Source organism: Halobacillus faecis, assembly GCF_007991335.1.
Lineage (GTDB): Bacteria > Bacillota > Bacilli > Bacillales > Halobacillaceae > Halobacillus > Halobacillus faecis.
This window is the reverse complement of record NZ_BJYD01000041.1, coordinates 1-21,320: the sequence shown is the minus strand read 5'-3', so window position 1 is coordinate 21,320 and position 21,320 is coordinate 1. Positions and strand designations below refer to the sequence as shown.

Annotated in this window: 20 protein-coding genes, 1 tRNA gene and 1 riboswitch; of the genes, 17 read left to right on the top strand and 4 right to left on the bottom strand. The window is 43.5% G+C overall.

All coding sequences use genetic code 11. The annotated features are described in order from the left end of the window. The first annotated feature begins 627 nt into the window (after nt 1-627). The 8 genes from trpE (at nt 628) to HFA01_RS18545 (ending at nt 9,050) form a co-directional block, all read left to right on the top strand. Complete coding sequence (gene trpE / locus HFA01_RS18580) at nt 628-2,136, top strand: anthranilate synthase component I (protein WP_146818865.1); 1,509 nt, start codon at nt 628-630, stop codon at nt 2,134-2,136. After that, nucleotides 2,133-3,155 (top strand): anthranilate phosphoribosyltransferase, encoded by a 1,023-nt coding sequence (trpD, locus tag HFA01_RS18575; RefSeq protein ID WP_146818864.1) that lies wholly within the window; start codon nt 2,133-2,135, stop codon nt 3,153-3,155. The genes trpE and trpD overlap by 4 nt, the downstream gene beginning before the upstream one ends. Continuing rightward, nucleotides 3,148-3,912, top strand: a complete 765-nt coding sequence (gene trpC, locus HFA01_RS18570) for an indole-3-glycerol phosphate synthase TrpC (protein WP_146818863.1) — start codon at nt 3,148-3,150, stop codon at nt 3,910-3,912. Before trpD ends, trpC begins: the two co-directional genes overlap by 8 nt. After that, nucleotides 3,909-4,565 (top strand): phosphoribosylanthranilate isomerase, encoded by a 657-nt coding sequence (locus tag HFA01_RS18565; protein ID WP_146818862.1) that lies wholly within the window; start codon nt 3,909-3,911, stop codon nt 4,563-4,565. The genes trpC and HFA01_RS18565 overlap by 4 nt, the downstream gene beginning before the upstream one ends. Beyond that, the gene (gene trpB / locus HFA01_RS18560; RefSeq protein WP_371860348.1) at nt 4,546-5,739 is read left to right on the top strand and encodes a tryptophan synthase subunit beta; all 1,194 of its coding nucleotides are present in this window, start codon (nt 4,546-4,548) and stop codon (nt 5,737-5,739) included. The genes HFA01_RS18565 and trpB overlap by 20 nt, the downstream gene beginning before the upstream one ends. 1 nt (nt 5,740) lies before the next feature. Continuing rightward, on the top strand, nt 5,741-6,541 hold the full coding sequence (gene trpA / locus HFA01_RS18555) for a tryptophan synthase subunit alpha (RefSeq protein WP_146818861.1): 801 nt from the start codon (nt 5,741-5,743) through the stop codon (nt 6,539-6,541). Between the two features lie 29 nt (nt 6,542-6,570). After that, nucleotides 6,571-7,155: an anthranilate synthase component II gene (locus HFA01_RS18550; protein WP_146818860.1), complete on the top strand. Its 585-nt coding sequence runs from the start codon at nt 6,571-6,573 to the stop codon at nt 7,153-7,155. A 482-nt stretch (nt 7,156-7,637) separates the two neighbouring features. After that, complete coding sequence (locus HFA01_RS18545; protein ID WP_146818859.1) at nt 7,638-9,050, top strand: sodium:solute symporter family protein; 1,413 nt, start codon at nt 7,638-7,640, stop codon at nt 9,048-9,050. A gap of 200 nt (nt 9,051-9,250) precedes the next feature. Here the strand turns inward: HFA01_RS18545 and HFA01_RS18540 are convergent. Then, a tRNA-Ala gene (locus HFA01_RS18540) sits at nt 9,251-9,323 on the bottom strand. 320 nt (nt 9,324-9,643) lie between these two features. Here HFA01_RS18540 and HFA01_RS18535 point away from each other — a divergent pair. The 9 genes from HFA01_RS18535 to HFA01_RS18495 all read left to right on the top strand — a co-directional run bounded on the left by HFA01_RS18535 (nt 9,644) and on the right by HFA01_RS18495 (nt 19,099). Next, complete coding sequence (locus tag HFA01_RS18535; RefSeq protein WP_146818858.1) at nt 9,644-10,417, top strand: ABC transporter ATP-binding protein; 774 nt, start codon at nt 9,644-9,646, stop codon at nt 10,415-10,417. A gap of 15 nt (nt 10,418-10,432) precedes the next feature. Further along, nucleotides 10,433-12,316 (top strand): AMP-binding protein, encoded by a 1,884-nt coding sequence (locus HFA01_RS18530; RefSeq protein WP_146818857.1) that lies wholly within the window; start codon nt 10,433-10,435, stop codon nt 12,314-12,316. A 1-nt stretch (nt 12,317) separates the two neighbouring features. After that, a complete protein-coding gene (locus HFA01_RS18525; RefSeq protein WP_146818856.1) occupies nt 12,318-13,202 on the top strand; it encodes a branched-chain amino acid ABC transporter permease in 885 nt (294 codons plus the stop codon). Between the two features lie 4 nt (nt 13,203-13,206). Beyond that, the gene (locus HFA01_RS18520) at nt 13,207-14,268 is read left to right on the top strand and encodes a branched-chain amino acid ABC transporter permease (RefSeq protein WP_146818855.1); all 1,062 of its coding nucleotides are present in this window, start codon (nt 13,207-13,209) and stop codon (nt 14,266-14,268) included. A 95-nt stretch (nt 14,269-14,363) separates the two neighbouring features. Beyond that, nucleotides 14,364-15,545 carry an ABC transporter substrate-binding protein gene (locus tag HFA01_RS18515; RefSeq protein WP_146818866.1) on the top strand — a complete coding sequence of 394 codons (1,182 nt, stop codon included), beginning with the start codon at nt 14,364-14,366 and terminating at the stop codon, nt 15,543-15,545. Between the two features lie 53 nt (nt 15,546-15,598). Then, nucleotides 15,599-16,387, top strand: coding sequence for an ABC transporter ATP-binding protein (locus HFA01_RS18510; RefSeq protein ID WP_146818854.1), 789 nt, complete (start codon nt 15,599-15,601; stop codon nt 16,385-16,387). 229 nt (nt 16,388-16,616) lie between these two features. Beyond that, nucleotides 16,617-17,876 carry an L-lactate MFS transporter gene (locus HFA01_RS18505; protein ID WP_146818853.1) on the top strand — a complete coding sequence of 420 codons (1,260 nt, stop codon included), beginning with the start codon at nt 16,617-16,619 and terminating at the stop codon, nt 17,874-17,876. A gap of 304 nt (nt 17,877-18,180) precedes the next feature. After that, nucleotides 18,181-18,924 (top strand): phosphatase PAP2 family protein, encoded by a 744-nt coding sequence (locus tag HFA01_RS18500; protein ID WP_146818852.1) that lies wholly within the window; start codon nt 18,181-18,183, stop codon nt 18,922-18,924. Between the two features lie 7 nt (nt 18,925-18,931). Beyond that, a complete protein-coding gene (locus HFA01_RS18495; protein WP_146818851.1) occupies nt 18,932-19,099 on the top strand; it encodes a YqaE/Pmp3 family membrane protein in 168 nt (55 codons plus the stop codon). A 56-nt stretch (nt 19,100-19,155) separates the two neighbouring features. Here the strand turns inward: HFA01_RS18495 and queE are convergent, their stop codons facing one another. The 3 genes from queE to queC are packed head-to-tail and all read right to left on the bottom strand — an operon-like array spanning nt 19,156 to nt 21,009. Then, entirely contained in the window at nt 19,156-19,884 is a 729-nt protein-coding gene (gene queE / locus HFA01_RS18490; protein WP_146818850.1) for a 7-carboxy-7-deazaguanine synthase QueE, read from the bottom strand. Continuing rightward, nucleotides 19,877-20,344, bottom strand: coding sequence for a 6-carboxytetrahydropterin synthase QueD (gene queD, locus HFA01_RS18485; RefSeq protein WP_146818849.1), 468 nt, complete (start codon nt 20,342-20,344; stop codon nt 19,877-19,879). Before queD ends, queE begins: the two co-directional genes overlap by 8 nt. Then, nucleotides 20,344-21,009, bottom strand: a complete 666-nt coding sequence (queC, locus tag HFA01_RS18480; protein ID WP_146818848.1) for a 7-cyano-7-deazaguanine synthase QueC — start codon at nt 21,007-21,009, stop codon at nt 20,344-20,346. The genes queD and queC overlap by 1 nt, the downstream gene beginning before the upstream one ends. An 86-nt stretch (nt 21,010-21,095) precedes the next feature. Continuing rightward, a riboswitch (PreQ1 riboswitch) is annotated at nt 21,096-21,140 on the bottom strand. Between the last annotated feature and the right edge of the window lie 180 nt (nt 21,141-21,320).

Here is a 21,320-nt window from a genome sequence, read left to right as displayed (position 1 = left end):
TCCTGTGGGGGAGTGACGAGCTTCCTCGGACTACGTCCTGCGGGATCTCGCCGACCTCCTTTCTCTCACGGGAGTCTCGCAGCTTCCCAACCACCCCATTATTCAGTGTCAGAAACGAACCCCCTACACTTAGAATGAATGTATTCCAACCGCCTTCTCCAGTAGTCATAAAGCACTCTGTATCAGCATTTCAATGGGAAGGACGTAGTATTCTGCACTTCGAAAGTTATTGAAAACTAATATATTTTGGGGAGTGGTTTCGAGCCCCTATCCACTTAACAAAAATCTCGAAACTGAATCTTCCACAATAAGGAGCTTCTATAGGATTATATTAAGGTTCATGTCTTAAGAATTATTGGAACAGACTGGTTGACTTTATTATCTGAATTTTATAGACTATTGGAAAGATATTTTTAAAAGTGGCTTTATTACAAAGTCGAAAATAAGCAAGTTGAGTAGAGAATGAGTTGAGTTGAGGCATAGGATGAGCTGAGCTGAGTGAGCGAGGGATCTTCGGACACAAGGAGCCGACGGATTGCCTGGCCAATTTTCACCCCCTTTTCTATCCACTCGTTTTCATCCCTCAACGTCTCATTCTCCATGATAATAATGGAGAGGTGAGCCTTTATGACCACTTTTGATACATTTCAAAAAGATGCTGAAGAGCATCAGACCATCCCAATTACACAATCGTTTTATACAGATACGTTAACACCCATTCATATGTTTCATGCACTGAATCATGAAGCCGTGTACATGCTGGAGAGCCAGGATCCTGAATCCCCATGGTCGAATTATTCATTTCTGGGACTTGACCCTATGGTGCAAATCAAAGAGGAGAAAGCACAGTTCCGCATTAAAGACTTTGATCGGAACGATGTAATGTATTCTGAAGACTTCAAGTCTGCTTTTGAGAAGGTACTTGTAAAGCTTGATGTGAAACAGCCTCCGATCGATCTTCCTTTTAAAGGGGGAGGGGTTGGATATATCAGTTATGATGCCATTTCAGATTATGAGCCCGTAGAGAGAGCTATGGAAGATGAGTTGAATTTAGCTAATTATCATCTGCTTTTCTGCAAGACTCTAATTGCTTATCATCATAAGACGAAAGAAACAACGATTCTATCCTTTGCTAGAAAAGAAGCGGATCGCTCATTAAAAGAAATTTACTCCGAAACGAAAAAACGGATAAAATCCATTACAAAACAGCTGCAAAATGCTGAAACACTTCCTGATTTAATGCTGATTGAGGATGAAACAGAGGATGAATCCTTCCAGTTGAACAGCAACTATGAACCAGACAAATTCAAATCAGATGTGGAAAAAATTAAAGAGTATATCCGTGCTGGAGATATTTTTCAGGCGGTTTTATCTCAACGTTTTCATACAATTACGGACCGAAGTGGATTTGAGCTCTACCGGGTGTTACGGAGAGTGAATCCTTCTCCATACATGTTTTATTTGAAAATGGATGAAGTAGAAGTCATTGGAAGTTCTCCTGAAAGACTCCTTGAGGTACGTGACCGAAACCTTGAAATCCATCCCATAGCTGGAACGAGGAAAAGAGGGAGAACCAAAGAAGAGGATGATGCTCTAGCTGAAGAACTTTTGCAAGATGAGAAAGAGTTGGCGGAACATCGGATGCTTGTGGATTTAGCACGAAACGATATTGGACGCGTAGCTGAATATGGAACCGTACAGGTAAGGGAGTATATGACGATCGGACGTTTTTCAAAAGTGATGCACATAATCAGCAAAGTAACCGGTCGATTAAAGGAGAGTGTTTCTCCTATCGATGCCCTGATTTCCTCCTTCCCGGCTGGAACATTATCAGGAGCACCAAAAGTACGAGCCATGCAGATCTTGAGAGAGCTTGAACCTACTCCTCGAAACCTCTACGGTGGTGGGATATTATATTTAGGCTTTGATGGAAACATTGATTCCTGCATTACCATCCGAACAATGACAAGAACAGGGAAAGACCTCTATATACAGGCTGGGGCTGGGATCGTTGCTGATTCCGATCCTGAAGCGGAGTATCAGGAAACATTGAGCAAAGCGAGTGCTTTGAAGAAGACGATTCAATTAGCTGAGAAGATATTTGAGAAGAGTGGAGAAGGAGTGGAGACGAGATGAAAGATACATTGAGTAGAGTTGTCGCAGGAGAGGAAATGACGGAACAGGAAGCATTTGAAACGATGGATAGAATCATGAATGGAGAAGCGACGACCGGCCAGTTGATGAGTATGCTCAGCGTGATGCGTTATCGAGGAGAAACGGTGGAAGAAATGACAGGTTTCGTTCGAGCGATGCGTGAAAACATGACGAAGATGGATGTTGATGATCCTTCTATTGTAGATACATGCGGCACAGGTGGCGATGGGGCTTCTACATTTAATATTTCCACAGCCGTTTCCATCGTTCTTGCAAGTATGGGTGTGAAAGTCGCGAAGCACGGCAATCGGAAAGTATCATCTAAAAGCGGGAGTGCCGATGTCCTTGAGAAGCTTGGTGTGCCGATTGACACAACTCCAGAACAAGGTGCCCAGGCCATTTCTCAAAAAGGAATGACTTTCATGTACGCACCTCTCTATCACAAAGCTATGAAACACGCCGGGCCTGCCAGGCAGGAACTTGGTTTTCGTACCATCTTCAATTTACTAGGACCTATGTCCAATCCTGCCAATGCTAAGCGACAACTTATTGGTATATACGATACGAATTATGCAGAGAAAATGGCAGAAACCTTAAAGAAACTGGGATCCACACACGTCCTTTTAGCTACAGGAAGAGATGGTCTGGATGAAATTACAATTACAGGGGAAAGTGATCTCGTCGAATTGAAAGATGGAAAGATTAATCGTTTCACTGTTTCACCGGAAGATTTCGGTCTTCCTTTAGGGAACCTGACGGATATTCGCATATCTGAAACGGAAGAAAGTGCCCGGATCATTAAAGATGTCTTGTATGGTCGTGCAAATCAGAGTGCGGCTTCTATTGTCACATTGAACGCCGCGGCTGGACTTTATGTGGCAGGAAAAGCAGAAGACCTCAAAGATGGAGTCCAGCAAGTACAAGCAGCGATCCGTGAAGGCACCTCAAGCAGGTACTATGAATCGATTGTTAATGAAAAGGAGAATCGTCAATATGCTTGAAACCATCTTAGCTGTAAAACAACAAGAAATCGAAAAATTATATTTGCCAGAAGAGCAATCATTTCCACATCACTCTCTCTATGAATCTCTTAAAGCTACACCTTATGCAGCGGGGTTGATTGCAGAGGTGAAAAAAGCATCTCCATCCAAGGGCATCATACGTGAGGATTTTAATCCTGTTCGAATTGCTCATGACTATGCCTCAGCAGGTGTGCAAGCCATTTCGGTTCTTACAGATCAACATTTTTTCCAAGGACACCGTGATTACTTGACGAACATAAAAAAAGTGGTGGATGTTCCTGTGTTACGGAAGGACTTTATTATCGACTCTATGCAAGTAGCGGAGAGTGCCTATATTGGTGCTGATGCTATTCTGCTGATCGGGGAAGCGCTGGAAGCGGAGAAGTTACATGAACTTTATCTTCAAGCCTACGAGCTTGGATTAGAGGTGCTTGTCGAAGTACACAGTGAAGAAACATTGGCGAAAGTACTGGATGAGTTTACACCAAAGATCCTTGGTATCAACAATCGAAACCTTCATACGTTTGAAACAAAACTTTCTCAAACCGAGCGCATGGCGAAACTTGCACCGGAGGAGTGTTTGTTGGTTTCAGAAAGTGGGATTTCTTCCCATGATGATTTACAGAAAGTAGCTGGTTATGGAGCTGAGGGTGTGCTTGTTGGGGAATCTCTTATGCGCCAGAAGGACATCAAAGAAGCGGTCCGTCAGTTGTTGGAAGGAGTGAATGTTCGATGAAAGAACCGATTGTGAAATTATGCGGAAACCGATCTCTGGCAGATGTAGCTAAAACGTCTTCCTCTCAAGCATCACACCTTGGTTTCATTTTTGTTAGGAGAACTAAACGGTATGTCCGACCTGAATATGTCGGACGCTGGGTGAAAAAGATCCGACCAAAACAAAAAATCGTCGGGGTTTTCATCGAGCCGACGATTGAGGAAATCGAAGAGATTCTTCATTTTGTCCCATTGGATGTCATTCAACTTCACGGGAATGAGACAGTGTCTCAGTTGCTGAGAATCAAAGAAGCATTTGGTCTGCCTGTATGGAAGGTGGTTCATCACCAAGAGGTTGGCATTAAACAAATGGAGGTTTTCCGAGGTGTAGCTGATGGATATATTGTGGACAGTAAAGTAGATGGTGTTTCAGGTGGTACTGGAGTCCGTTTCGACTGGGAGGCTGTGCCTACCTATCAGAAAGAAGCGTATGACCAGGGTGTCCCTTGCTTGATCGCAGGGGGAATTAAACCAGAGAACGTAACAGCTCTGTTGCACTACCGTCCGGACGGCATCGACCTTTCCAGTGGGATTGAGATTGGGGACGGTAAGGACATCGGTAAAATTCAAGCAATTACGAAAGAGGTGGAGCAAAATGTTGCAAGTATTTCCTGATTTAAAAGGACGCTACGGTGATTTTGGTGGTAAGTATGTCCCGGAAACCCTCATGGGACCTTTGCAAGAGCTTGAAGAATCTCTTGATCAGGCCATGGCTGATCCTTCCTTTATAGAAGAGTATCATCATGTATTAAAAGAGTACGCAGGACGCCCCACTTCTTTGTCTTATGCAGATAAATTGACCGGTCACCTTGGTGGAGCAAAAATTTACTTAAAACGAGAAGACTTGAACCATACAGGTGCCCACAAGCTTAACAATGCGATTGGCCAGGCTCTGTTAGCTAAGAGAATGGGGAAAGAGAAAATCATTGCGGAAACAGGAGCGGGACAGCATGGCGTTGCGTCTGCTACCGTTGCCGCTAAGTTTGGACTTCAGTGCATCGTGTTTATGGGTGAAGAAGATATCCGGAGGCAGGAGTTGAACGTTTTCCGGATGAAGCTGCTCGGAGCGGAAGTTGTTTCGGTTTCTAGTGGAAATGGAACTCTAAAGGATGCCACAAATGAAGCGATTCGCTATTGGGTTGCCAATTGTGAAGACCATTTCTATTTGATAGGTTCTGTCGTCGGACCCCATCCTTATCCACGTATGGTGCGGGATTTTCAGCGGATTATTGGCGATGAATCTAAACGGCAGTTCTTAGAGGTGGAAAAAGAGCTTCCAGATCGCATTTTTGCTTGTGTAGGTGGTGGAAGCAACGCTATGGGAATCTTTTACCCATTCCTTGAGGACAGCTGTGAATTAATAGGGGTAGAAGCTGCCGGGAAAGGAACGGACACACTTGAACATGCAGCGACCCTATCAAAAGGAACTCCTGGTGTGATACACGGATCGATGACCTATCTCATGCAAGATGAGAATGGACAAATTACCGAGCCTTATTCTATATCGGCAGGACTTGACTATCCTGGAATCGGTCCAGAACATGCTCACTTATTCCAAACGAAACAAGTACGCTATGAAGCCATCACAGATAAAGAAGCACTCGATGCATTGAAGCTTTTGACACAGACGGAGGGGATCATTCCGGCGATTGAGAGTGCCCATGCTCTTGCTCAGGCATTTAAAGAAGCGCCTCAAATGAGCCAAGAGGAAACGATTTTGATCAACCTTTCCGGACGTGGAGATAAAGACATGGCGACATTAATGGAACATTTCCAGGAGGAGGTTTGACATGCTGACGAAGACTTCATTTCAAGGGAAACTAACAAAAACGGAAAACCTGTTCATTCCATTCCTTGTGGCAGGTGATCCAAGTCCGGAATTGACCACTCAATTCGCTTTGCGTTTGCAGGAGGAAGGAGCGGACGTTTTAGAGTTGGGTGTCCCCTATTCGGATCCACTCGCGGACGGACCTACCATACAACGTGCAGCTCAACGTGCATTGAAGTCAGGGATGTCTTTACGTAAAGCCATTGAACTTGTACCGAAGTTAAGAGAGAGTGGACTCGAGATTCCTGTTGTGATTTTCACTTATTACAACCCTGTCCTTCAAATCGGACATGACGAATTCTTTCAACTCTTAGAACAAAATGGAGTCGAAGGGCTTCTGATCCCTGATTTACCATTCGAAGAGAGTATGGAAATTCGCAGCCAGGCAGAGGAAAAAGGCATTGAATTTATTTCACTGGTAGCACCGAACTCAGATCAAAGAATTAAGCAAATTGCAGAACATGCCAAAGGTTTTCTTTATTGTGTTTCTTCTCTAGGTGTAACAGGGGAGCGAAAGGAAATGTCTGCTGAAGCTTTGTCATTTATTGAAAAAGTAAGAGAACACAGTCAGGTACCGGTTGCTGTTGGATTCGGCATCTCAACCAACGATCACGTCCAACTTGTAAGAAACCACGCAGATGGGGTGATCATTGGAAGTAAAATCATTCGTTTGATAGAAGCAGAACTTGAGAATATTCAAGAAGGAAGAATGGACGAAGCACTCGAACATTTCACGCAAGAAATTAGAGAACTCGTTCAGTGAGTTGAGAGAGCTGAGAGGAGTGGAGCAGAGTGATTTATATGATTGACCACTATGACTCTTTCACCTACAATCTCGTCCAGTATCTTGGAGAGTTTGGAGAAGAAGTCATCGTGAAGAGAAATGATGAAGTAGTAGTAGAGGAGATAACGGAGCTGAGCCCGGATTTGATTTTTCTTTCCCCAGGTCCGTGTTCCCCGGATGAAACACCACTGACCCTGGAAGTCATCGACCGATTCAAAGGAAGTATCCCTATTTTCGGTGTTTGCCTTGGGCATCAGGCCATTGCTCAAGTGTTTGGTGGAAGTGTGGTGCGCTCAGAGAAATTGATGCATGGAAAAACATCACGTATTTTCCATGATGGGAAAGGGGTTTATGAAGGGTTGAGCAACCCGATGGTAGCGATGCGCTATCATTCCCTGATTGTAGAGCTCTCGGATTTACCGGAGTGTTTTGAAGTGACGGCTTCAACAGTAGAAGGAGAATTAATGGGCATACGCCACCTCGAATTTCCTATTGAAGGCGTTCAATTCCACCCGGAGTCTATTGGTACAGGGGAAGGGAAACAATTGTTGAAGAATGTTATTCAAAATCGCGTAAAGGCCTTTATTCCTTAACATTACTGCTATATGAAAAAGCTGGGACCTTCAGAGGGGTGCCAGCTTTTTTTGACCCTTATTCTTCAAGCCCCAAATTTGGGCTTTTCATTTTAAATCTGTATTCTCGTGTGTATTTATGGTGGGCATTCTTCATTCGGTCACTCCTTAATCTCGGTTTATTTATAGGTATTTAGAACTAATTTAAATGCAGAAATCTGGCGGTGATTTGCTTATTTAACAGAAATTTCGTAAGAATAAAGCAATTCTTGGAAAGGTTGTGGTTATCGCTTTCATAAAGGTATGTGAAAAAATGGAATCCCTCAAAAACGCGTGAAATAGCCCTTTTTCACCTCACCAGATGCAATTTTCACAAAATCAAAATCTATGTTAGATTTATTATCGTTGTGTTCAACGAGCGATTTCGCATCGGCCGATGTTTTTAATAGACAGCTCAACAAGAACCAGCCAACAAAAAAACATCAGGAGATGATTCAGTAGTTATGGAACTACAACAAGATCCAACTTTGTTATGGTTTATAGCAATCTATGGAATATTAATGGTCGGCATCGGTGTGTTCATGTCGAAAAAAGTAGCCGGCAGTGAGGACTTTGTATTAGCCGGTAAAAGTCTAGGACCTTTTGTATTGATGGGAACGCTTCTGGCCACATGGACAGGAAGCGGAAGTATTTCAGGTGGAGAAACGTCTATGGCTTTCTCTTACGGGATTCTTCCTTCTTTGATGATGATGCTCCCAACGTTAGTCGGTATTATCATTCTTTATGTCGTCGCACCTAAAATCCGCGAACACGGCAAATTCACCGTTGCTGGTATTTTAGAGTCGAAATATGGGCGTACATCCCGTAACATTGCGAGTGTTATTATCATTCTTGCTTATGTCGGTATCGTTTCTTATCAAATGAAAGGCTTTGGATTCATCCTTAATTTGACAACTGGAATGACAGTCCAGTCAGGTACGATGATCGGTGCTGCGATGATCATCTTCCTTGCGATGATCGGAGGACTTCGTTCTGTATCTCAAACAGACGCCATCAGCGGATTTTTGATGGTGGGAGGTTTGATCATTACTGTACCTACAATTATTATGGTTGCAGGTGGATGGAGCGAGATCGTCGCTAATGTTCCCGAGTCCCACATGAGTGCTACGGGTGGTTTGACAACGATTCAAATGATTGGTTATTTGCTGCCTTCTTTGTTCTTATTGCTTGGTGACCAAAACATGTATCAGCGTCTCGCTTCTTCCAAAGGAGATAAATCTGCGAAGCGTGCGCAAATGGGTTGGCTGATTGCGATGATCGTCATTTCACCATCCATTTCAGTGATCGCCTTCGCATCCCGTTCTTTATTCCCAGATATCGATCCAGGAATGGCATTGATGGCTACAACAATAGCAATGCCAGTGGCTATCGGTGGTATTTTGCTTGCAGCAGCGGCTTCCTTTATCATTACGACAGGTAACTCATACTTGCTGTCTGCAGCTACGAACTTGACTTATGACCTTTATGGTAAATATGTAAATAAAGATGCATCTGACAAAAAGCTTCTGGCTATGACAAGAATCTTCATCGTGGCCCTTGGTGTCTTCGCTTTTGTCATCATCAGTTATTTCCCAACCGTATTAAGTGTGCAAATGTATGCTTACACGGTTTATGGAGCAGGGTTGACTCCAGCTGTACTTGCGGTATTCTTCTGGAAACGCGTCAATGCAGTCGGTGGTGTATCTTCCATGATCGCTGGTGTGCTGGCAACGTTGACATGGGAAATTGTCCTGGGTCAGCCATTTGAAGTGAACAGTGTGGTCGTTGCTGTACCTGTTGCGGTTATTGTCTTGATTGTCGCAACGTTAATGACGACATCTGGATCTCAGGCTGAAAAAGCTGCAAAAGCTTCATAATTCTAAAAAAGCCTCCCGTTCTTCGGGAGGCTTTTCCTATTTTTGTAGTATTGAATTTATTCTTCCTGTAGGTCTTGTTTACAAGATACCCAAAAGAGGTCTCTGATTTTATACAAGCGAAAGGATAGTTAACCGCCATAGGTCTAATAGGAATAGAAAAAGCCACCATTTCAACTAGTAGAAATGGTGGCTCATCGTAGTGGAGCATAGCGGGCTCGAACCGCTGACCTCTTCGCTGCCAGCGAAGCGCTCTCCCAGCTGAGCTAATGCCCCATATATTTGTTCGACAATTATTATTGTATATAGACAGATGGGAAAAATCAAGAGTTTTTTGTATTTTTCTTCCTTTGTTCGTTCTTAAAATAGGAGAAGCAATCTATAGAACGTAGAAAGGTTGAAAAATTTTTATTGAGGGGGTTGTTGAATTAGGAACCGATTCCACGACTGTCATATCAAAAGTATAGAAGTTTTACATAATCTAACAAAATACTTAATATTCATAAAATTACAAAAACTATATTGACTTCTCTCTTTAAGGTTATATAATACTTTTATAGCTATGATAACGCTTACATAAAGGGGGATTCTCGCTTTTGCCTATCTTAGAGGTAGAAAATGTTTCGTTGCAGTTCGGTGGTGTGAAAGCTTTGGATGATGTGTCCTATCACCTTGAAAAGGGTGAGATCTTTTCTTTGATTGGTCCGAATGGAGCAGGGAAGACAAGTATGCTGAACTGTATAAGCGGACTGTACAAGCCGACAGCAGGATCGATCCGTTTTAACGGAAAAGAATTACTGGGGATGAAACCGTACAAAAGGACTTCTCTAGGCATTGCCCGTGCGTTTCAAAATATTGCTCTGTTTGAACATATGTCTGTGCTGGATAATTTGAAGCTTGGACGTCATGTCAAAATGAAGGCAGGAATTTTTACGGGTGGACTTTACTGGGGTGGCGCGGAGAAGGAAGAGGTCGTCCATCGTCAGTCAGTGGAGGAAGTCATTGAATTTCTCGAAATGCAGGAGATCCGCCACACGCCGGTGGGGACACTTCCATATGGATTGAAGAAAAGAGTGGAGGTAGGTCGAGCGCTTGCCCTGGAACCTGAATTGATTTTGCTTGACGAACCGATGGCTGGGATGAACAGTGCTGAAAAAGAAGACATGGCCCGGTTCATTTTGGATATGCATGAACTGAATGGAATAACGGTGTTCCTCATTGAACATGACATGGGAGTCATCATGGATCTTTCCGACAAGATTGCTGTCCTAGACTTCGGGAAACGAATCGGTTTCGGTACACCTGAAGAAATTCAGAAAAATCCGGAAGTCATCAAAGCTTATTTGGGTGAACAAGAAGTGACCACATAAGGAGGGAACTGTGGAATGACGCATCGAACGCTGCCTCAGCTTTTGTTTGAAAAAGCAGATAAAGAAGGGAGGAAAGTGGCCTTTCGCCAGAAAAATTTAGGCATTTGGAAAGAATGGACCTGGCAGAAATACTACAAAGAGGTAGAATCACTAGCCCTAGGGTTCCAAGTTGAATTTTCGATCCAAAAAGGAGAACGCATTGGAATCATCGGGGACAATCGACCGCACTGGATTGTTACAGAACTTGCGGCCCAGGCGATTGGAGCCGTTCCTGTGGGGATTTATCAGGATGCTTCGCCGGCTGCGATGGCGCATTACTTACATGAATGTGAACCGAGAATCTTAGTGGTTGAGGATCAGGAACAGGTGGACAAGCTTCTTGAAATCATCGATTCGTTTCCAACCATTGAAGCCATCCTTTTCTATAATGAAAAAGGTCTCCGGTCCTATTCTCATGAGAAGCTCATGAATTTAAAAAGCGTGCAATCCATTGGTAGTACAAGAGCCAGTGAAGATCCGTCTTTTTTTGAGCATCAGATACAAAAAGTAAAACCACTGGATATTGCTTTCATTACGTTTACTTCTGGAGTAACACGTCAACCGAAAGCTGCAACCTTCACACATACGAACCTGATCCAAACGGCTTTATCTATTCATGAAGTAGATGCTGTAAAAGCTGATGACGACTACTTATCCTTCTTGTCGCTCGCTTGGATTTGTGAACAAGTAATGGCGGTAGGACTCTCCTTGACGAGAGGGATGACCATTAACTTTCCTGAAGAACCATCCACCATTTTAAACGATTTAAGAGAAATCGGACCACACTTGATCCAAGCACCTCCGCGAACATTTGAGAACATGTTGACCCGCTTCCAAATCCGAATGAATGATTCCACACGTTTGAAGAAAAAAGTATATGAACTTACCAGATCTGGTATAGAAAAAAACGCACGAGCGAAATTGAGCAACCGTTCGGTCTCTTTCTTATCGAAGATCAGTTACTCTATGAATGACTTCTTCATGTACAGTGCTATCCGTGACCATTTAGGACTTTCCCGTTTAAGAAGAGCTTACGTAACAGGCGGCAGGTTAAATAGCGATGCTTTTGAGTTTTTCCAAGGGTTAGGAGTGAACGTGAAACAGACGTATGGAATGGTCGAAACCACAGGGTTTGCTTCTATTCAAAGGGATCATGAATGGACGACGGCAGGTGCAGGCAAACCCCTGCCTGGTCTATCTATGAATATAGCTTCCAGAGGAGAGATACAAGTCGAAGGTCTACAGGTTTTTGCTGGTTATCTAGGAGGCTACCCTGTTACGGAATTTTCTACAGGGGATTACGGTCAAATCCTTGATACAGGGGACATGGAAATCCGTGGAAGGATGGAAGAGCGATTAGCTTTGGATTCTACGGACGGGCAATCCTCCAGTGAGATAGAAACCGAGCTTCGGAAGAGTCAATATTTACAGGAAGCTGTAGTCTTCGGTGAAGGTCGCTCCTATCTGACGGCCATGCTCACCATTCATCGGGCAAGCGTAGGGCGTTGGGCAGAGAAAAATCAAATCTCCTATACAAGCTATCGGGATTTGACGATGCATCCAGAGGTCATTGACCTCATAAAGGATGAAGTTGTTGAAATGATGTCATCCTTACCTGAGGAGAGCCGTATCAAACGGTTCGTCATCCTTCCTGAAGAGCTACGACTGAGTGAAGGGGAGATGACGTCTACACAGAAAACGGTTAGAAGAAATGTGGAAAAAAATTATAAACGTTATTTAGCTGCGTTATATAACGATGCCGGACAGTTCGATACCCTTTCACAAGTGAATTCTGAAGAAACGAACGAGGGTGAAATCGTGCCCGTCATCTTATTAGATCGATCACAGGGGGTGGCTTGAGTTGACTTTCTTTATGCAAATGCTGGTCAGTGGAATTGTAGTAGGGAGTATTTATGCGCTCGTAGCATTAGGGTTCGTCCTCATCTATAAAGCTAGCGATGCGTTGAATCTGGCAAATGGAGAATTCGTACTTATCGGATCCTATATTTGTTTAACACTTGTCACTGCTTTGAAACTGCCTTTCCTAGTGGCTCTTGCGGTGACCCTGGGAGTGTGTGGTGTTCTTGGATTATTGGTTGAGAGAGTCGTACTAAGACCGTTACTGAATGCGCCGACCATTTCTGTCATTATGGCGACAATCGGTCTCGGTAACTTACTCGCAGGGTTGGTCCATATGGTGTGGGGACACCAGACACGCGTGTATCCAAACCTCTTTCCGAACACCCCTGTGACTTTTGGTGAAGTCCTTATTACACCTGTTTATTTATGGTCGTTCATTATTGTTATGGCTTTACTTCTTGCGTTTACCATCTTCTTTAAATTTTCAAAAATGGGGGTCGCGATGCGCGCTGTAGCGGATGACCTTCAGGCAGCCGCCAGTATGGGAATCAATGTGAAACGAGTATTTGCTATCACCTGGGCGATCGCATGTATCGTTGCAGCTGTTGGGGGAGTCCTGCTTGGAAACATAAACGGAGTCAACGCAACGATGAGCGTCATCGGCCTTACCGTTTTACCCGTGGTCATACTGGGAGGATTGGATAGTATCCCTGGGGCTATTGTTGGTGGATTTATTATTGGGATATTACAAAGTATGGCAGGTGGTTATATCGATCCCCTTGTAGGAGGAGGATTGAAAGAAGTATTCCCGTTCATTGTCGTTATTTTAATACTAATGATCAAGCCATATGGTCTCTTTGGAAAAGGTGGAATGGAAAGGGTGTGAGGATATGAAGAATCCATTTGTCATGGAGTGTGGCAATTACAAAACCAGGTATGAGAAGGATATGGCTATTTTTTCAATCAAACGTGTGAAGATCAGGATGCTTGGACTAGCCATTTTAGCTTTTCTGTTTCCTTTGTTTACTGACAATTACGTTATAGGCCTTGCGACATTATGTGCAATTGCTTCCATAGGCGCCATCGGATTGAACATTTTGACAGGGTTCACCGGACAGATATCCATTGGTGTCGGTGCCTTCCTGGGGGTAGGAGGATATACATCTGCCATCTTAACAAGTACGTTGGGGCTGAGCTTTTGGATAGCTTTGCCGGTTGCAGGTCTTATCACAGCTTCTGTAGGAGCACTGTTTGGAATTCCTTCTCTAAGATTGAAAGGACTTTACCTTGCGATTGCGACGTTAGCGGCACAATTCATCATTTTGTTTATTATTAGCCGGTGGACAGGTTTAACAGGTGGAACCTCTGGTATGGTCCTTCAACGGCCATCCATTGGATCGTTTACTCTTATGTCTGCAGGCAGCTACTATTATTTGTGTCTCATCATTCTGCTTTTTACGATCGTCTACGCTCTGAATTTATTCCGCAGCCGTACAGGCAGAGCTTTTTTAGCTGTTCGCGATCGTGACGTAGCGGCGGAAATCATGGGAATAAACTTGTTCACATACAAGGTTCTTTCCTTTGCCATCAGCTCCTTTTTTGTCGGGATTGCTGGTGCGCTGCTTGCTCATTATACGATGATTGTTAGTCCGGAACTTTACAGCATAACGGTATCGATCCAATACTTGGCCATGATATTAGTCGGTGGCCTCGGTAGTATCCTTGGGTCCATTCTTGGAGCCATATTTATTACGCTTTTGCCTGTGGGGCTCGGTTTTATCATGGATTATATTGCTGTCTATATGCCCGATATGCAAAACACGTTAGCAGCCTTCCAGGAACTTGCCTTTGGTGCAGCAATCATCCTGTTTCTCATCTTTGAACCAGGAGGCCTTGCGCATATTTGGAGCAACATCAAAAATTATTTCAAGGTCTGGCCATTTTCTTATTAGTAAGCAGAGGAAAGGGATTTACTCTCTTTGCTCTAAACTATAAAACAAATAGAAAGGGAGTCGAGGATTTGATTAAAACATACGCAAAGTCGACGATGCTTTTGTTGTGCTTCATGGTGTTGATGGGGATGATGGCGGCTTGTAGTGGAGATGAAGGAGCGGCTGGTGGAGATGCAGAAGCTTCTGATGGTGATACTGTAAAAATTGGCGCGCTCTTTGATATTACTGGTGGTACGGGTGATGTCGGTACTCCCTACTCTGAAGGTGAAAAAGCCTACTATGAATATTTGAATAGTCAAGGTGGAATTGATGGTGTACAAGTCGAACTCATTGGTGATGATTACGCCTACGACATGGCAAAAGGACAGCGTTTATACCAAGAGCTTCGTGATAAAGACAATGTATCAGCTATTCTTGGCTGGGGGACAGCAGATACGGAAGCACTCCGTCAGCAAGTAGCGAACGATCAACTTCCATATTTTTCTGCTTCCTATTCAGAAAACCTGAAAAATTTAGAAGAGAGTCCATACAACTTCTTGACAGCAGCTACATACTCAGACCAAGGAAGAGCTGTTGTGAAATGGATCAAGGATAATCACGAAGGAGACAATCCGACACTCGCACTTCTTTATAACGATACGGCTTTTGGGCGTTCACCGATTGAGGACATCAAGTCTTACGCAGCTGAAGTCGGGGTTGAAGTTGTTGATGAACAAGTTATTCCGGTGACGGCGACAGAAGCACAGTCCCAAATGTTGAATATGCAGGAAGCAGCTCCGGACTACGCAATCATTCAGCAGACGTGGGGAGCGACAGCCACGATTTTACGGGAAGCTCAGACGCTTGGCATTGATACCCAATTTATCGGTTTGAACTGGGCGACTGGAGAAGGAGTTGTAGAAATTGCCGGTGACGCAGCCGAAGGGATGTTAGGAGTCGTGACCCACGCTTTTCCTTATGAAGACTTGGAAGGACTGGCTGAAATGGAAGAATATCTGGAATCTAAAGGAGAAAGCCTTGAAGATGTCAGTCAAAAATTTGTTCAAGGATGGGTAACCGCGAAGATCATGGCTGAAGGTATAGGCAATGCCGAAGAGTTAAATGGAGAAGGCATCCGGAAAGGAATTGAGCAAATTAAAGACATGGATTTAGGTGGTTTGGCCGCGCCTGTCACTTTTTCGGAAGATAACCATGCAGGAACCAACCAAATCCGTTTGGCTGAAGTGAAGAATGGAAAATTTGAAGTCATCACGGATTATTTCAGTTATGAAGATTAAAAGATGGGGTCTCGTGAAAGAGGCCCCCTTTTTTTAAAGGATGGTGAACCAACTTGTTAAAAGTTGATAATATCGAAGTGGTGTATTCGAAGATGATTCTTGTCTTAAAAGGAATGTCCATTGAAGTGCCGGATGGAGATATCGTCGCTTTGTTAGGAAGTAATGGGGCGGGGAAGTCTACGACACTGAAAGCGATCTCGGGTTTGCTTGGGGGAGATAACGGTCAAGTGACGAAAGGAAAAATTACGTATCAGGAGGAAGATATAACTTCGATGAGTCCTGATAAAATTGTCCAAAAAGGTATTTTTCAAAGTATGGAAGGCAGAAGAGTCTTTAAGCATCTCACAGTCGAAGAAAATTTAACAGCGGGCGCACACACGAGAAAAGATCGAAGAAACATAAAAGTAGATATGGAGCGGGTCTACCATTATTTTCCGAAGTTGAAAGCATTGCGTTCCCGTCATGCAGGTTTACTCTCAGGAGGCGAACAACAAATGCTCGCTATCGGGAGAGGAATCATGGCCAAACCAAAGTTATTGTTGTTGGATGAACCATCTCTTGGAATTGCACCACTTCTCGTCAAAGAAATCTTCCAAAATATTAAACAGATCAACGAAGAGGAAGGAATGTCCATTCTTGTCGTAGAGCAAAATGCTAATGTTGCGCTCTCCATCGCCGATTATGGGTACATCATTGAAGACGGACGCTCCGTTTTGGAAGCGCCTGTATCAGAACTGCTCTCTAACCAGGAAGTACAAGAACACTATTTAGGTATGAGTGAAGAAGGCCGTAAAAATTATAGAGACGTAAAATCCTATCGAAAGAAACAACGCTGGATCTAGAATGTGAGAGATTATGGGAAACTGCCCTGATGTCTTGAGCTTTAGTGTTAGAGAATAGGAAACATATACGGAATAGACACTTCCTGGATAGGAAGTGTTTTTTATTGTCCAGGAAATATTTCAAGGAAGGAAAAATATGAACAGAAAATGTGTCATAATAAATGGAATTTTGTTTAGAAATTGAGATTAAAGGAAAAAGACAGGTAATCAATGATGAAGAGGTGAAAAAATGTCAGAACGAAAAGTAAAGAACAGATGGTTGATCGCCTTAGGGGCGGTAGGGATTCATATTTCTATCGGTTCTGTTTATGCCTGGAGTAACTTTACAGGCCCACTGAGCGAAGAATTTGGCTGGTCAGCAAGTCAAGTGCAGTTGACCTTCAGTATTGCTATTTTATTTTTAGGATTATCTGCAGCCTTTTTAGGGTGGTTCGTAGAAAAATATGGCCCAAGGGTCGCCGGGATTACAGCTGCTATCTTTTTTGGTATCGGTGTGGCTGGATCAGGAATCGCTGTAAGCGCAGGATCCTTATGGATGCTGTACATATTCTACGGTGTTCTTGGAGGGATAGGTCTAGGAGTTGGTTATATTGCGCCAGTTTCTACATTAGTAAAATGGTTCCCCGACCGTAGAGGTCTGGCAACAGGGATGGCGATTATGGGCTTTGGGTTTGCAGCCGCCATTGCTAGTCCGCTGATGGATTTTCTGATTAATTCAGTAGGAATTGCAGCCACCTTCTATATTTTAGGGATCAGTTATTTTATCGTTATGATTGGTTCTTCCCTTTACATGTCCCGACCTCCTGAAGGTTGGACACCTAAAGGGTATGATCCAGATAATGAAACGGATACAGAGAAGCAGGATTTAGCAAATCTACGTGCAAAGGAAGCCTTAAAGACAAAGCGCTTTTATTACCTTTGGACGATGTTGTTTATTAATGTCACGTGTGGGATCGCTGTTATTTCAGCCGCTAAACCGTTGTTGGAGGAAAGTGTCGGGGTATCCGCCGCTACTGCAGCGACTCTCGTTGGTGTAATGGGGGTTTTCAATGGACTTGGAAGAATCGGCTGGGCAAGTGCCTCCGATTATATAGGGCGCGCGAACACGTATATCACTTTCTTTGTTTTGCAAATCGGGTTATTCCTTGTTCTTCCTTGGACAACCGCGACCTGGATTTTCGTTATTGCTTTTTCTATTATTTACACCTGTTATGGGGGCGGATTTGCTACGATCCCAGCGTTTATCGGAGATTTATTTGGAACAAAAGAACTTGGTGCCATTCATGGCTATATTTTGACAGCCTGGGCGGCTGCCGGCCTTGCAGGTCCGATTTTTGCGGCTTGGATGAAAGATACGACAGGGAGCTACGAGAACAGCCTCATTTTCTTTTCTGGTTTATTCGTTATTGCTCTGGTGGTATCCATCCTGACTAAGGTGGATGAACGGAAAAAACGAAAAGCATTGATGAATAAAGAAAAAACAGCATAAATGAAAAATGAAACTCGGATGCAGCTGATAGCATCCGGGTTTTTATTTTCTAGGCTGATCAAAGAATGATAAGTAAGGTGCGTCAGCTCAATTGTCAATGACGCTGGGTGTTATTCATCATGAAACGGTAAGACTAGGCATAGGCCTTATCCTTTTTTAAAAAAGGGTGAGGGTCCTTCTTCGTTATCATTAAAAAATACTTCATTTGCACCTAAAGAGTATTGAGCCTCGTATTTCAAGGTTAACCCAATACGATTAGGGGAAGGGTTGAATTAAGAGTCATTGGCAGTCAGGAGGAATTGTGATGTTGTTTTCAGGAACGAAGGTTTCAGACCTTTCGAAAGCGTCTATTATTCTTATCTTAGCGGGTTTCCTATTGGTGGGCGGAGCCGTTTATTTCTTCACTGAACTTGCGGGAGGAGTCCTTGAACAGGAAAAGTTCGTTGTGGATCAGGCAGCGACAGATGTAGTTAGATCCATCACGACCCCGTGGATGGATACGTTTTGGGGATGGATCACAGAATTGGGGTCCGTGTTATTCATATCCATCGCATCTGTAGCCCTGCTTATCTTCTTATTGTTTTTTTCACCATTTAGCCGATGGGTAGGAATTTATTTTGCCATCGTTATGATCGGTATTAGTTCTTTGACCAAATTGTTGAAAGTAACCTTCGAGCGCCAACGTCCAGAGGTGTTGGCGGAATATGATGGAACGGGCTTTAGCTTTCCGAGTGGACATACGACAGGATCGGTTGTTTTTTACGGATTTCTGATTTATTTAATTGTGATCAGCCCCTTGAAGAAGACTTGGAAATGGACAATAAACATAGCGCTAGGAATATTAATTGCACTTGTCGGCCTTTCTCGTGTTTATCTCGGGGTGCATTTCTTTACGGATGTTGTTGGAGGAACGTTGTTCGGTCTTTCATGGCTTCTCGTTTGTATCGCAGCACTGGAAATTACAATCTGGAATCAGAGGAGGAGACAATCAGGAAGTGTTCAAACCCTTTCAAAAGGGGAAACGGAAAGGAAGCAAGAGAAAGGATGATTGAGTCATGTTGTACATTTTAGTTATATTCTTACCACCTTTAGCTGTTTTGTTTACAGGAAAGCCACTAAAGGCGCTATTGAATTTAATCTTAACCCTGATTTTTTATGTGCCGGGTGCGGTCCATGCGGCCGTAGTGGTGAAGGGTCATTATGACAGTAAAAAACGTGGATAAGAAAAAGGCCTGACAGCTTTTCAAAAGTTGTCAGGCCTTTATTCATTGATCCTCTCTTATACCCCTCGCTTATTCCCCCAGACAAGTGCATGCACTTGTGGGAGAACGCGTACTTTATTCAGTTTGGATGAGGCGACGACTTGGTCGATGAGCCATTCGTATTGGTCAAGGAGGTGACTGGCCAATGTCCCTGCTTCGCTTTCTTCCAAATCATCATTTCCGACTTGTAAAAAGAAGGGGACATTGGGGTAACGTTGATGAACTAATTCCGCATAGGTCAGGTCATCTTCATTAAAAATGACGACTTTCAAGCTTGTGTGCTTTCCTCGATCAGCATATTCCAAACGGCTTATCATATCATCAAGAATGTCCCAATCCGTCTTCATCCCAGAGCTTGGTGGTTTAGGTGAGATGGTCAGGTCGTCGATTTCGGTGAACCATTCCTGCCAACGGCTTCCCTGCGTTTCAAGAGCCACTTCGATACCTTTTTCATGGAGTGGTAGAATAAGCTCGTGCAAATTTTTTAAGAGGGCAGGGTTCCCACCGGAAATGGTGACGTGATCGAATTGCTCTCCACCAATGTTAAAGAGGCGGGCAACGATTTCTTCAGATGTTAATCGCTCGATGTCATGCTTAGCGCTGCCATCCCATGTAAAAGCGGAATCGCACCATGCACAGCTGTAATCACATCCGGCTGTACGGACGAACATCGTCTTTCTACCCACGACCATACCTTCGCCCTGAATTGTCGGTCCGAAAATTTCCAAAACGGGAAATTTATTCATTGATCATCCACTCCCGTCTTGCTTCCGCATAACTAGTCGGTGTTTCGTAAAGTTTTACAAATTCTACCCGACAATTATTTGAATCGCCTTTCAAAGCTTCTTCCATTTTTTCATAGATCCAAACGACCATATTTTCAGCTGTCGTATTCATGTTTGGCAGTGTGTCATTCAAATACCTGTGATCGAGATGGACCTCAATTTGCTTTTTCCAAATGTTCTTGATGTCACCGAAATCGATGACAAGCCCAATATCATCGGTAAATCCGCTGATGCCAAAAATCACTTTATACGTATGCCCATGGAGGTTTTTACATTTTCCCTCATAACAATGCAAGTGGTGAGCAGCATCAAAGGTGAATTCTTTACTGACGAGTACACGCTTTTGATGGAATTTCAATTCGTGACGTTTGATGTCTTGATCAATCTTCTGCAAGCTTTCAACAATAGTAAATCCGTACATTATCGGGACACCTCTTTTTTTGCGACATAGGTATCTAGGCCATTCTTGCGAAGTTCACAAGCCGGGCATTCTCCGCAACCATCTCCGCGGACACCGTTGTAGCAAGTCAATGTTTTTTCACGAACGTAGTCAAAAGCACCCAAATCATCAGCCATCTCCCACGTTTGTGCTTTGTCCAGCCACATGAGTGGGGTATGGATAACGAATTCATCGTCCATGGATAAATTGAGAGTAACATTCAAGGATTTAACAAAAACATCACGGCAATCTGGATAACCGCTGAAGTCTGTCTCACAGACTCCCGTAACAATATGCTTCGCACCGATTTGACGCGCTAGTATAGTGGCAAATGACAAGAATAATAGATTTCTTCCCGGTACAAAGGTTGAAGGAAGTTCTCCATCTTCGCCATCTTTTACTTCAATATCGTCCCTAGTTAAAGCGTTAGGGGCGAGTTGATTGAGTAAAGACATATCAAGGATATGGTGACGTACCTGTTGATCTTCAGCAATTTCTTTCGCCACTTCGATTTCTTCTTTATGACGTTGGTTGTAATCAAACGTAACGACTTCAACAGAGTCGAACTTTTTCAATGCCCAGAACAAACATGTTGTACTGTCCTGGCCGCCGCTGAATACAACCACAGCTTTATTATTTTTTTTCATAAAAAAATTCTCCTTTCATCATCGAAAAAGAGAATTCTACACACCCAAAACCATTAAAAAAACCGCACCTAAGGCAAGGTACAGTTCCATCCTTAGTTTTTTATAGAGGGTGTCGCTAGAACCTCTCCTGCCCTGAAGCAGACTTTATTTAATTTACCCTACTCATCTTAACACGAGAATATGCCCCTGGAAACCCTGGCCTATACAATTTACCCACATCAGCATATTAAACAATTTGGCAGGATTGTGGAAGACTCAGTTTCGAAACTTTTAGAGAGTGGATGGGGGCTGCGGGGAATAGCTCGCTTTCC